Source organism: Cecembia lonarensis LW9, from assembly GCF_000298295.1.
GTDB lineage: Bacteria > Bacteroidota > Bacteroidia > Cytophagales > Cyclobacteriaceae > Cecembia > Cecembia lonarensis.
Window position 1 is genome coordinate 1 of sequence record NZ_AMGM01000041.1, and the last position, 13,730, is coordinate 13,730.

The 13,730-nt window shown below is 40.3% G+C and carries 12 protein-coding genes; 1 reads left to right on the forward strand and 11 read right to left on the reverse strand.

Annotation, left to right across the window (positions count from 1 at the left end; genetic code table 11):
• From B879_RS12690 to B879_RS12740, 11 genes are all read right to left on the reverse strand, one after another.
• Positions 1-998 (reverse strand): malic enzyme-like NAD(P)-binding protein (locus B879_RS12690; protein ID WP_040400635.1); only part of this gene is annotated, 998 nt, incomplete at its 3' end.
• A gap of 22 nt (positions 999-1,020) precedes the next feature.
• Positions 1,021-2,121: a DUF4837 family protein gene (locus B879_RS12695; protein WP_009185589.1), complete on the reverse strand. Its 1,101-nt coding sequence runs from the start codon at positions 2,119-2,121 to the stop codon at positions 1,021-1,023.
• A gap of 72 nt (positions 2,122-2,193) precedes the next feature.
• A complete protein-coding gene (locus B879_RS12700) occupies positions 2,194-3,606 on the reverse strand; it encodes a lytic transglycosylase domain-containing protein (RefSeq protein WP_009185590.1) in 1,413 nt (470 codons plus the stop codon).
• 17 nt (positions 3,607-3,623) lie between these two features.
• Positions 3,624-5,054, reverse strand: a complete 1,431-nt coding sequence (gene gatA, locus B879_RS12705) for an Asp-tRNA(Asn)/Glu-tRNA(Gln) amidotransferase subunit GatA (RefSeq protein WP_009185591.1) — start codon at positions 5,052-5,054, stop codon at positions 3,624-3,626.
• 21 nt (positions 5,055-5,075) lie between these two features.
• Positions 5,076-5,279 carry a twin-arginine translocase TatA/TatE family subunit gene (tatA, locus tag B879_RS12710; protein WP_009185592.1) on the reverse strand — a complete coding sequence of 68 codons (204 nt, stop codon included), beginning with the start codon at positions 5,277-5,279 and terminating at the stop codon, positions 5,076-5,078.
• Between the two features lie 113 nt (positions 5,280-5,392).
• Positions 5,393-6,637, reverse strand: a complete 1,245-nt coding sequence (locus B879_RS12715) for a murein hydrolase activator EnvC family protein (protein ID WP_009185593.1) — start codon at positions 6,635-6,637, stop codon at positions 5,393-5,395.
• 3 nt (positions 6,638-6,640) lie between these two features.
• Complete coding sequence (gene lolB1 / locus B879_RS12720) at positions 6,641-7,378, reverse strand: lipoprotein insertase outer membrane protein LolB1 (RefSeq protein ID WP_009185594.1); 738 nt, start codon at positions 7,376-7,378, stop codon at positions 6,641-6,643.
• On the reverse strand, positions 7,371-9,101 hold the full coding sequence (locus B879_RS12725) for a tetratricopeptide repeat protein (protein WP_009185595.1): 1,731 nt from the start codon (positions 9,099-9,101) through the stop codon (positions 7,371-7,373). The genes lolB1 and B879_RS12725 overlap by 8 nt, the downstream gene beginning before the upstream one ends.
• Before the next feature lie 170 nt (positions 9,102-9,271).
• Positions 9,272-9,706: a dUTP diphosphatase gene (gene dut, locus B879_RS12730; RefSeq protein ID WP_009185596.1), complete on the reverse strand. Its 435-nt coding sequence runs from the start codon at positions 9,704-9,706 to the stop codon at positions 9,272-9,274.
• Complete coding sequence (locus B879_RS12735) at positions 9,696-11,225, reverse strand: lipopolysaccharide biosynthesis protein (protein WP_009185597.1); 1,530 nt, start codon at positions 11,223-11,225, stop codon at positions 9,696-9,698. Before B879_RS12735 ends, dut begins: the two co-directional genes overlap by 11 nt.
• Positions 11,226-11,246: 21 nt before the next feature.
• A complete protein-coding gene (locus B879_RS12740) occupies positions 11,247-12,032 on the reverse strand; it encodes an enoyl-CoA hydratase/isomerase family protein (protein ID WP_009185598.1) in 786 nt (261 codons plus the stop codon).
• A 225-nt stretch (positions 12,033-12,257) separates the two neighbouring features.
• Between B879_RS12740 and B879_RS12745 the strand changes: the two genes are divergently transcribed.
• Positions 12,258-13,712 (forward strand): NADP-dependent isocitrate dehydrogenase, encoded by a 1,455-nt coding sequence (locus B879_RS12745; protein ID WP_009185599.1) that lies wholly within the window; start codon positions 12,258-12,260, stop codon positions 13,710-13,712.
• The last annotated feature ends 18 nt before the right edge of the window (positions 13,713-13,730 follow it).

Sequence of the window (13,730 nt, forward strand, 5' to 3'; positions counted from 1 at the left end):
ACATCCAAAGCTCCTCTGAAAATATAAGGAAATCCCAGTACGTTGTTTACCTGATTGGGATAATCAGATCTTCCCGTTGCCATGATAAGGTCTTCTCTGGTGGACATTGCCAAATCATAGGCTATTTCCGGGTCAGGATTGGCCAAGGCAAAAACGATAGGATTACTGCCCATTTTAAGGATTTGATCTGGAGTCATGATATTACCAGCAGAAAGTCCTAAAAAGACATCTGCACCCTCTAAGGCATCAGTCAAGGTATAAACATCTTTTTCTGTGGCAAATTCAGCCTTAACCGGATCTAAAATTGCTCTATCTGCCCTAATCGCCCCTTCTTTATCACACATTACGATGTTCTCCCTTTTTACACCAAGGCTCATGTAAAACCTCGTGCAGGAAACAGCTGAAGCACCCGCCCCATTGACGACAAGTTGGATATCCTCAATCTTCTTATTGACTATTTCCAATGCATTTAACAATGCAGCACCGGAGATAATGGCAGTTCCATGCTGATCATCGTGCATCAAAGGAATGTTCATTTCCCGCTTAAGGGTCTCCTCTATTATAAAACATTCAGGCGCTTTGATATCCTCAAGGTTTACCCCTCCAAATGTCGGCTCCAAAGATTTGATGATTTGAATCAATTTTTGTGGATCTTTCTCATCAATTTCAATGTCGAAAACATCTATACCGGCAAATTTCTTAAACAAGACGCCTTTACCTTCCATCACAGGCTTAGAAGCTTCTGGACCTATGTCGCCCAGTCCCAATACTGCTGTTCCATTGGAAATCACAGCAACCAGATTGCCTTTAGAAGTGTATTTATAAACATTTTCCTTATCGTTGGCAATTTCTTTGCAAGGTTCTGCAACGCCAGGTGAATAAGCAAGGGCCAGATCGAGCTGGCTAGAGAGTGGTTTTGTTGGTATTACTTCAATTTTACCGGGTTTCCCCTGCACATGGTAATTCAGTGCATCCTCTTTACGGATTTTAATGGCCATATGGGTATATTTGTTTAAAGTATTAGCTGGAAGCCTCTTGGTCCTGAAGGACTTCCGTCGCTAGTAAAATGGTTTCAATCTCACGGATAGATTCTCTATGGGCCTCATTGGGATAATAAACAAAACCTTCCATATAGTAAAGCTTCCCTTTTTTATCATCCACAATCAGATACGCCAAAAAAGATCCCCCCATACTGAGGTTGTTGGTTTTCCAACCGCCCCGTATTTCGACTGCAAAATTATCGTTTATCTTGAAATTACTAAATACTGGCGTCGGATCTACCCGTTCGGTTACCAAATAAGAGTTCCTGTTGGTAGGGTTACCAAAGATATGTTGCCTGGTAATCTTTTCTCTAAGCTCCAAAACAGCCTGTGGAAAGGTCTGTTCTTCAGACACATAATTGGTTTCATAAAAGAACAAACTGATATCAGGCCTGTCTGATCTAGGGGTAGGCTGTCTCAACCATAAAAAATTATTTTCAGCCTTTGCAATTTGATAGGAAGCAGGCACATTGATGCTCAAACCGAATTCTTCCCCTGCTACTTTGGCTGCAGAGTTTTTCCTATTCAGGATAACTTTTTCCAACCTGCCTCTTTCTCTTACCTGAAATAAATTCTGAAGCCTGCTCTTGTTGGCTTTAAGATTTTCAACCAACTCCTCTTCATTATTGCCAAAAAGATAAACCACCTCCTGCCCAACAGCAAACTCATCTGCATTTCTTAAAATATACAAAGAAGGATCTTGGGCAGCTTTCTCTTTGGCCTCTTTGGTAAACAAAGCATTGATATTCTGACTGGCAGCTTTCTTATCATCAAAAGTCGTCACATAGATGATATTGGTTGCCATCCTTAGAATTCTAGTCATACCACGAGGATCTACTTTGCGGATATCAAACATACTTTCATCCCTAATCAGACCAGATACTTCCTCTTGGAAAATATCTTTTAAGGCTTGCCCAACTGGCCCTTCCCATTTAGTAGAGTCTATAGCCAGAATGATCTCTCCAATTGCTCCTCTTGCCTTAGGTTTGGTAGAGTTTTTGGAATCACCATCTTCTGAACAGCCCCAAAAGCCCATCATGGCCATGATCATCATAACCAGCAATATTCTATTCATTCTCATATCATTTTTGTTTTATGGCATCTACAATTTAGAAACTAAAAAGGTAATAAAAAATATTTCCTAAGAAAATAGTTAACCTATGATTAGCTTCTGACCTGGCTTGATTTGATTGGTATTGAGGTTATTCAACTTTTTTATTTGCTCTACAGTAATGCCATTTAGTTTTTTTGAAATCAACCAAAGCGAATCACCTGGCTGAACAGTATAATATTTCATACCGGAAGCATCATTTGATGTGTTATCAGCCAAATTGTTACTGATTGACACGTTACTTCCATAGAGGTAAAGGGTCTGGCCAACCTTAATCAAATTGGAAGAAAGGTTATTCCAATATTGAATATTGGACACAGTGGTTCCGTATTGTTGGGCGATTTTTCCAAGTACATCACCTGATTGTACTTTATAAACGATTCGCTCACCCGCGGGTATAGGCTGGGCATTAATTGCTCTTCCAGGTGAAACCTTATTATTAGCAGCTCTTAAAGCCAAAGTCCTTTCCTCTGTCAGCTTAACTGCCTCAGCAAAATTTTCCTTATTTTCAGCAATAAGTAAGGCTTTTGATTTGGGTACTCTGAGGGCCATATGCTGATGCGATGCGGGGACAAGCCGATTTTGTATGGAAGGGTTTAAAAACTCTAAATCTTCCAAACAAGCATCTGTAAGCATAGCCAATTGTTCAAGATCTAATTCTTGGTTAAACATCACCTTTTCGTAGGCAATGGGGTAGGTTGGATCTTCAAGGAATAAGTTATGTTCTTCTGCATATTGGAAAACATACATCATAGCCTGAAATTGAGGGACATATCCTCTGGTCTCCCTTGGAAGATAATTATAAATCTCCCAAAAGGTTTTTTTACCACCTGATCTTCTGATGGCTTTTCTGACATTTCCTGGGCCGCAATTATAGGCTGCAAGTGCTAACTCCCAATCACCAAACATACGATGTAAGGACTTGAGGTATTTAGCAGCCGCTTCCGTAGAGAGTTCTGGATCCATCCTATCATCAATATCAGCATTGACATATAAGTTGTACATTCTCCCCGTTGCAGGCATAAATTGCCATAACCCCATAGCCCCTACCCTGGACCTTGCCTTGGGGTTAAGCCCTGATTCAATTATAGAAAGGTATTTGATTTCGTCCGGCATATCGTGCGCCGCAAGCGTTTCCTCGAATAAAGGGAAATAAATATATTTCCTTTGTAGTGCCATCTTTGTATAAGCCCGATTCCGAACAACAAAATAATTGATAAATGAAAATATCCTGTCATTCAACTCAAAGGGCATCCCGGTATTCATATGACTTACCCTTTGCTCAACTTCTGCATAAGTGAAGTCAGGAATATAATCAAACTCATAATTTGGAGAAATCGTCTCCTCTTCAATTGATGTATTATTAACCAAGTACAACTCCTGACCATATACTGCTCCATTCATCAAACAAGTAAGGATGGCTCCAATGAATATGGAAAGTATTTTCTTTTTCATGATCAGTCGTATTTGATTTAATTCATATTTAAACCAGTCAAATAATTGGCAAAGGCATATAATTCTGCTTCTTTAAAGGAATTAGCCATGATTTGAACCCCAATGGGCAATCCCTCTTTATCCGTTCCGTTAGGCAAAGATAACGATGGAACTCCTGAAACTGATGCCTGTACAGTGTACAAATCTTCCAAGTACATTGCTACAGGGTCATTACTGTGCTCACCGAATTTAAATGCAGTAGAAGGTGTGGTCGGGAGTATGATATAATCGTACTTTGAAAGCAAATTCTCTGTGTATTCCTTGATTAACCTCCTGACTTTCTGAGCCTTGGTAAAATAGGCATCATAGTAGCTGGCACTCAGGACAAAAGCCCCAAGCATGATTCTCCTTTTGACTTCTTCCCCAAAACCCTCTGACCTCGTCTTCTTATACATACTCTCAAGGTTATGTGCATTAGGGGTCCTATAACCATATTTTACGCCATCAAACCGGGAAAGGTTAGAGCTGGCTTCGGCTGTAGTCAAAATATAATAGGTTGGTAGCACATATTTTAACAATGGAAACTGCACTTCTTCTACCTGGTGACCTTCTTGCTTTAATTTTTCTAATAGCGCAACTGTATTTTCCTTGATTTCCGGTTGCAATGCAAGAGAAGCTAAAGTTTCCTTCAAATAAGCTATTTTGGCCCTTTTATCAAAATGTAATAACTCAGAGTAGTTGGGCACTGGCTTTTTTGATGCCGTGCTGTCAAAATTATCAGGGCCAGCCATGATTTCCATAACCAATGCATTGTCCTTTACATTTCTGGAGAATACACCAATGGTATCAAAGGATGATGCATAGGCAATCAGACCCCATCTTGACACCCTGGAATAAGTTGGCTTAATTCCAATTACCCCTGTAAAAGCTGCTGGCTGCCTAACCGACCCCCCTGTATCTGTCCCAAGAGAGACTGTACAAAGGTTGGCCTGAACCGCTACTGCTGATCCTCCTGATGAACCTCCAGGCACACGACTTTCATCTGTCGCATTGAGCACTTTTCCATGCACTGAATTTTCATTAGAACTCCCCATACCAAACTCATCGCAATTCAACCTGCCAATGATTATGGCGTCTTCATCAATTAGCCTTTGCACAGCTGTAGCTGTAAACTGAGAAACGAAGCCCTTAAGAATTTTACTAGAGGCATTCACCTCATGGTCTTTGTATACCAATACATCTTTGATACCAATAACCATCCCCGCCAATCTCCCTCCTTTACCGGCAGCTATCTTTTCATCTACCGCTGCTGCTTGCGCTAAAGCAGAATCCTTATAAACTTCAACGAAGGCGTTGAGATGCGCCTTCGTCTGAATGTTGTCCAAATAGTAATGTACAATCGCTTTACAATCGGTCTCCCTGTTTTCAAGCGACTTCTTTATGTCGTCAAATGAAAGAAATTTTTCCAAGTTACTGTACTTTGGTGACGCTTAGTCTTTTTTCTTTTTATCCTTCAGGCCTTCTTCGAGGTCCTCCTGAATTTCTTTGGTGGCGTCTTTAAACTCCCTAATACCTCTTCCTAATCCCCTCGCCAGTTCCGGGATTCTCTTTGCGCCAAAAAGCAGAAGAATCACTAAGATGATAAGGATAATGGATCCTCCACCCATGTTTTGAAAGAAACCCAATGTTGTCATGATGGTATAATTTAAATGATGAAATTGTTACAAAGATATACTTGAGCTGGCCTATCACAAAGGATTACCCCATCTATATCTTCGATTTTTTATAAATATACGAATTATTTATTTTATTGCCCTGCAAGCCAAATGGACGGATTCATAGGTTGCAGTCCTTTCCATGTTTCAAAGTGGACTTCAGCTACTCCCTCCCTATTGGTATATACCTGACCAAGCACCTGTTTGGCCTTTACTTTTTCACCTGATTTCACAGAAATCACTTTCAACTTACTGTACATGGTATAATACTCCCCATGCCTTACCACAATGGTACCTCCGTATCCCGGGATGGTACCTATCTTGATCACTTCTCCATCAAATACTGCCCTCACATTGGCATTGGGAGTGGTCTGTATGTCTACGCCGTCATTGTCTTCTGTTATTCCTTTGACTGTGGGATGGGGATGGGTCCCAAAAGGCTTTGAAATGAATCCACTTTCAACGGGCCATGGCAATTTACCTCTATTATTCGCAAATGAACTTGATAGTGCCGCTGCTTCAGGTGTCAAAGGAATACTACTGCCTGAGGCCTTATTGGCAGTGGAACTAGGTCTTCTTGCTGCAGCCTCAGCCTTTTTCCTGTCTTCCTCAATGATTTCCCGGAGCATCCTGTTGAGGTTCTCCTGTTGCTTTTTAGCGGCTGCAATCTGTTTCCTCAATTCCTGCTCTTGCTGATTAAGACTATTGACAATGCGCTGCTGTTCAACCTTAGCCTTGTCAAGTTGCTGCTTCTGTTGTTGCTCTTGACTCAATACAGCTTGTAAATCTTTCCTTTTATCCTCCAAACTACGTCGCTGACCAATCAGTTCCTGAGAAACTTTTTGGATTTGATCAACTTGTTTTTTACGGGCATCCGAATACTGCTTTAGGTAACGTAACCTCATAAAAAACTGCTTAAATGTTTCCGAACTGAAGACAAAAGCAGTCATGGTCATTCCCTGATTCAGCTTAGATGAAGTATATACCATCCCAGCATACTCTTCTTTAAGATTTTTCAGGTCTTTTTCCAGCCCCACTATCCGTTTTTCTGTAGCTCTTATTTCCGTTTCCAGTATTCGCATTTCCCCATTTAGGGTACTGATATAATTTATACGGTTTTGTAATTGTTGGTTGACTGCATTGAGCTGACCGACTGATACTTTTTTAGATTCAGAGGTTTTCTTTAGAATCTGATCAAACTCCAGAAGCTTTTTCTGTATATCAGCTTTTTCTTTTTCTATCTGAGCCCGGGTTTTACGGGTTTGAGCACAAATTTCCTGCTGGCAAAGCCCCAGAAAAATGAGTATCACCAACCCTATGAACAACCGTTTTTCCATACATCAGAATTGAAAAGGAAAATTAAGAGATGTGGGGGAAAATTCAACCTTAATCATTTCCAAATTTACAATTGCTGCCTGAACACCTTCTGGGGAATTGTAAGAAAGTTTCAATAACATTTTATTTGGAAATGGCTGTCCTTCCAAATCTTCAAATACGGGATAATTGGCCAATAACCCGCCTCTGTCAGACATAGAGGTGCTGCTCAGTTCCTGTACCTTTCCATGAAGGGTACTTACCCTGGAATGATAACGAATACCATCTCTTGCCTGAGTCAGTTCAAAATATTGCCCAACTCTGATCAAGCGGTCGCGGTAACTGAATTCATGAGGTACATTCGCATAAATCACATTTTGTAAAAGCTCCAAAGACAACCTCAAATCGAAACGGTCTTCTATTTCTACAAAACTCATATTGATATCCTCCCCGTTGAGCCTGTCTTTTACCCTGATTTTCTCCTTGGTGATTACTCCTCTGAAGGCTTCCAATCCCAAACCAGGTGTAATACTAAACCAAATGATGCTATCTTTTTTTGCACGCAAATTAATTGTCCCTCTGGTAATCTTGCCATTCGCTTCTTCGATGACTACCCTACCCCTTGCAGAAAGATACCCGAAATCCAGATAAGCAGGGTCAAATTCCTGCATGATTTCATCTGATGTATACAGATTAGGTCTTTTGGCACAGCCGCCTAACACAAAGGCAAAAATCAGCAATGCCCCAAAAAACGTCTTAGTCATAATATTTTTGATCCTTAATCTTTTTTAACAAAAACTCAGAGGTTTCCTCTCCACCTTCAGCCTGTTTCCAGAAACTTATCGCTTCGTTTCTATTCCCTAGATGATATAAGATATCTCCATAATGTTCCAACATGACTCCACTTGGCTTATCCTCATTCTCCAAGGCTTTCTCCATGTATATTTTGGCATTTTCATAATCCTTCATTTGGAACAATACCCATGCATGGGTATCCAAATAGGTTGAATTTTCAGGAAAACGCTTTACTAATCTTTCTGACATTGACTTAGCCTTTTCCAAGTCTTGCTTTGCAAGGGAAAGAAAATAAGCATAGTTGTTCAGCACGTGCTCATCATCAGGTTTACTTTTCAATACCTCTTCATAAGCTTCAAATGCTTTTTCCTTTTCACCTAACTGATGATAGGTATCACCCAAAGAGGCCTGAACCAATAAGTCCAACTGTTTATTTCTAGCCCTATTGACTTCTATTGATTTTAGAAATGAATCCTCTGCTTCCTCAGCCTTTTTCTGTGCCAATTTAGCTGTACCATCAAAAAACCAGAACTCAGCCCTCTCGGGATGTTCATCTACAGCGATAATGGTATACGTTTCTATATCTGAATATTCCTTTTGTAATTCAAACTTGGTGGTGATTACTGCTTGTAATACTTGGGCATTGGATGGACTTCTATTGATTGCTTCCATATACAAGCGGAGAGCTTCTTCCTTTTTATTTTCAAACATCATCCTATCTCCCAATACGGTCAACACATCAGGATCATATGGGTGCAGTGACTCCATACTAGCTGACAATTTGTCTAATAGAGAATCCCTTCGCACAGTCTTGGGCTCTCTTAAGATATCGCCAAAAGCCTCAGATTTGACTTTACCTTCTAAATCAGGATTGGCAAAAGCTTGCAAAATCAGGCTTTCCGCACGATCCACCTCTCCCAAATCTTTGTATAAGGCATAAGCTGCAAGCTGTAAATCACCTTGGTTTGGATAAGCCTCCAACGAGCTATTGACTAAATTCAATGCCTGATTGGTCCGGCCATTGTTAAAAAGAATCTCTACCAAGTTCAAAACATATTGAGAGTTTCCTGGATGGGCCTCAATGAGTTTTTCGCCTTCTTTTATTGCTGCATTTAAGTTATTTTTTCTGAGGTAGATCCTTTGTTTTTGGACGGTCAATTGCTCTGCCATGCCATAAAAATCCTCTGCCCGGTTTAGAGCTTCCAAGGCCTTATCTGCATCACCAATAGAAAGATACAAAGAGGCAAGATCAAGTATATAATTTTGGTTCTCCTCTGAGTTTGCCATAAGGCTCTCAAGAATACCGGCCGCTTTTTCTAATTCCCCCTGTTTTGTAAAAGCCTCTGCCATTACAAGGTTATAATATTTATTATCGGGATCTCCTGCCACTGCCTTCATGCCATATTCCATGGCTTCATCCACCCTGTTGGCACGAAGCAAAATCTCTGCGATTTTAAAATTGATGGCAGCATCATCCGGCTTGATCTCCCTGGCTTTTTGAAAATAAAAATAAGCCCTTTCAAAATCCTCCAAAATAAGAAAACGCTGCCCATCAATAAAAAGACGTGAAGCTACAGCTTCACTATGCTGCTGCTTTCTTTCTTTACGGGAAAGCTTTTCCTGCCCCATTAAAGGAATGGCAACCAAAAAAGCCAGGATGAACAGGGAGATATTTTTTAAATTAATTTTCACGAAATGTTTTTTGAATAAGCCTCTAATTGAGGCATTACGTTAGAAGTTGTTACATGGTTTTAGCAGAATGAACACCATGTCATACAAGCATCTTAATGCAAACTTAATGCCTGATTGATCTTTTTGACAAAATGTCAAATATAAAACCACAAGCCTTACAGAGGTAAACCTTAAGATTTGCCGGTACTTCCATAACCACCGGCACCACGCTGGGTTTCAGACAAAACCTCTACTTCATCCCATCGAATTTGCTCGTGTTGTGCGATTACCATCTGCGCAATCCGCTCTCCGTTTTGAACGGTAAACGGCTCATTGGACAGATTAACCAAAAGCACTTTAATTTCCCCTCTGTAGTCAGCATCAACAGTTCCCGGCGTATTCAAAACCGAGAGACCATGCTTGAAAGCCAAACCACTCCTTGGCCGGACCTGAGCTTCGAACCCCTCAGGTAATTCGATAAAGAGGCCTGTACCTATCAATCTTCTTTCCAGTGGCCCCAAGGTAATGGGGTCCTCCAAATTGGCCCTCAGGTCCAACCCGGCAGACAAAGGTGTTTGGTAGGCAGGAAGTGGGTGTTGAGACTTATTGATTACTTTAACTTTCATTCCTTTTTCTTTTCAACTGCGACCACAATTGCTCCAGTTTTTCTTTTTCTAAAAACAAAACTACAAGAAGAAAAACAATCACCATGGCATTTCTTAATATAAATTGGATCAGAGGAATATCAAAGTGTAAATAAAAACCCAAATAACTCAATCCAAAAGCAAAGAAAAGATAAAAGATACCCCTACCCACTTGATAAGGAATGAAAAAATATTTTTGCCCGTAAACAAAACAAATTGCTGACATGGTCAGGTAACAGGCTAAGGTACTTAATGCCGCCCCCATGTAGCCCAGTATTGGCACCAATGTGAAAATAACCAAAACGGTAACCAGCGCCCCAATCAAAGTTATATAAAATGAATATTTGGTCTGGTCGGTTAATTTAAACCAAATACTAAGGTTGAAATAAATACCAAGGAAGAGGTATCCAAACAAGAGTACAGGTACAATATACAAACCTTCACTGTAGCCCTCTGCTCTCAAAAATAAAGCACCCAACATATCCAAATTGACAGCTATGACGATCATTAACACACTGCAAAAGAGAATGAATGCGTGCATCACTTTGGCAAATAGCTCAGGACTATTTTTATCTGTGGATTGATTGAAAAAAAATGGTTCTGCAGCATATTTAAATGCTTGTATCACCAAATTCATAAATATAGCAAGTTTGAAGTTGGCCCCAAATACCCCCCCTGCCTGCCTGGCATTCAATCCTCCATAGAATCCATCCGGTAATACGTATTCAAATAATCCCCTGGAAAACACCTCGTTGGTCACCCCTGCCAACCCCATAAATAGGAGCGGTATGGCATAATGCCACATGGGCTGGATAAAAGCAAGATTGATCCCAAAAGTAAACTTACCGGTCAATTTAAAAAGGATGGGAAGCATAAGTCCATTTGCTATCAAATTGGCTAATAAAATATAATCCACACCCCAGGTTTCTTGATAAAATGCATCAATCAACGGCTTTAGCTTTTGTAAAATTTCACCTTGAGACACATGAAAACAAAACACAATAAAAAAGATGTTTAAGCCTACATTCATCAGGATGTTGCCTAATTTTGCCAAGGCAAAGGTTAAAGCCTTGTTCTCTTTCCTCAATTTTGCATAAGGTAAAGCCAACATGGCATCTATGGCCAAAATCCAAGCTACCCAGCGAAAAAGGTGTTCTCTGCCTTCATACCCCAAAGCCTCTGAAAGAGGAGCTGAGCTGAAGTAAATCAAAGCTCCCAAGCTTAATGAGGTAGTGATTAAAAGAGATTGGATTTGTGCATACACCTTTTGCGGGTCCAAGCCTTTCCCTGTGGCATACCTAAAGTAGGTAGTTTCCATACCATAGGTGAAAACAATATTCAAAAAAGCTATGAAAGCATAAATAGCCGTAAAAGATCCTAAAGCCTCTTTATCCAAATAAGCTGTATAGATGGGTAACAGTAAAAAATTAATGGTCTTACCCAAAATACTACTGATACCATAAACAGCAGTCTGACCAGCTAATTTTTTGAGTTGGCTCATTTTAAAAAAACAAAAGGGGAGTTATTCCCCTTTGAATTCCGGTTTTCTTTTTTCCAAAAATGCACTGGTTCCTTCTTTATAGTCCCCTGATTTGACACACCTTGCAAAGCTATTGGCCTCTGTCTGAAAACCGTTTTCTTCAGATGTATATACTGCATTGACACAATCCACGATCATACCTATGGCCAATGGGGCCTTGCTCATGATTTTACGGACAATCTCTTCTGCTTTTTCAATGGCCTCCTGTTTTGTAGGCATGATATAATTTACCAAACCCAAAGTTTTGGCTTCTTCTGCAGCAATCATATCACCGGTCATCATTAACTCATTGGCTTTTCCTCTACCTACCAAATAAGTAAGACGTTGGGTCCCTCCATAACCTGGTATAATACCTAAGTTGACCTCTGGCTGGCCAAACTTGGCATTAGCTGTCGCTATCCGCATGTGACAGGCCATGGCCAACTCACAGCCTCCACCAAGTGCAAAACCATTAATTACAGCAATGACAGGCTTGTGGCAATTTTCTATGAGATCAAAAATTTCCTGACCATTTTCAGCAAATTTACGCGCATTCAGTTCATTGAGCTCTGCTATTTCATTTATATCTGCGCCAGCAATGAAAGCTTTTTCTCCTGATCCAGTTATAATAACAGCCTTGATATCCTTGTTATCAGAAACTTCATTGAATATGTTCCTGATTTCTTCCAAGGTTGCTAAATTAAGAGCATTCAATTTCGACTCTCTATTGACAGTCAAATAAAGAATCCCATCCTTTTCTTCAGAAAGAATATTGTTGGTATCAGCCATAGGAATAGGTGAATGTTGAAACCAAATATACGAGCACTCCGTACATTAGCAAAGGGTTTCTTAGAAAAATCCTATAAGAACTCGACTTAAGGCTGATTTTCAGCCATTTTATACCTATCTTTTACAGTCCTTTATTATGCTAAATTGGAATAGGTTTACCTGTCAAGTCTTCCGAATTTTTATATTTTTGTGCCACATAGAAAATTCAACATAACCCATCAATATATGTCATCAAAAAGAAAAATAACCGTTGCCTATGGCGATGGTATCGGCCCGGAAATCATGAAAGCCACCTTAAACATCCTTGATGCAGCGGGGGCCCAACTGGAATACGATGTCATCGAAATTGGAGAACAGGTTTATTTAAAAGGGATCAGTTCCGGAATGGAGCCCAAATCTTTTGCTTCACTAAGAGAAACTAAGGTCTTCCTAAAATCTCCAATTACAACGCCGCAAGGTGGTGGTTTTAAAAGCTTGAATGTTACAACTAGAAAATCTTTCGGCCTATTCGCCAATGTGAGACCTTGTAAAGCATATTCGCCTTTTATCAAAACACACTTCCCAAAAACCGACCTGGTAATCATCCGGGAGAATGAAGAGGATTTGTATGCTGGTATTGAACACAGGCAAACGCAGGAAGTTTATCAGACCCTTAAACTGATTTCTAAGCCAGGTTCTGAAAAAATCATCCGGTATGCTTTTGAATACGCGAAGAAATACGGAAGAAAGAAAGTCACCTGTATGACGAAGGATAACATCATGAAGTTAGCAGATGGCCTGTTCCACAAAACTTTTGATGAAATTGCCAAGGAATATCCAGACATAGAAGCTGATCATAAAATCATTGACATTGGTTCCGCATTGATTGCAGAAAGACCGGAAATTTTTGATGTGATTGTCACTTTGAATCTTTATGGAGATATCATCTCTGACATCGCCGCCCAGGTTACAGGCTCAGTCGGTTTGGGCGGATCTGCCAATGTAGGTGAAGAAGTAGCCATGTTTGAAGCCATTCACGGGTCTGCTCCTGATATTGCGGGTATGGACATGGCCAATCCATCTGGATTGCTTAACGGTGCTATCATGATGCTTGTACATATCGGTCAACCTGATATTGCGGAGAAAGTAGCCAATGCTTGGATGAAGACCTTGGAAGATGGTTTGCATACCGGTGATATTTTTCAAGAAAATATTTCTACAAAAAAGGTCGGAACGCAGGAATTTGCTCAGGCTGTCATCGAGAGACTTGGACAAAAGCCAAGCAATATGATCCCTGCAATATTTGATAAGTCCTCCACCAAGCCACTGGAAATCAAATTAAGTCCTGCCAAAAAAGAGAAAAAAGAACTTATTGGAGTTGACGTATTTATTGATTGGGATGAGGACAACAGGAATCCTGATACCATTGGTGACCGCCTTAGGAAAGCCGACGCAAACGGCCTTAAACTCCAATTGATTACCAACAGGGGCGTAAAAGTATATCCCGAAGGAATGCCAGAGACTTTCTGTACAGACCATTGGAGATGCCGCTTCAAAACTGCTGAACAGGCAACCATCAGCCCTGAAGATGTATTAGACCTGCTCAATCAAATCAAAGACCTTGGCTTTGATTTTATCAAGACAGAACATCTTTATACTTTTGATGGTGTCAGAGGTTATTCTCTTGCTCAAGGGGAGTAATTCATTCATAACCAAAAA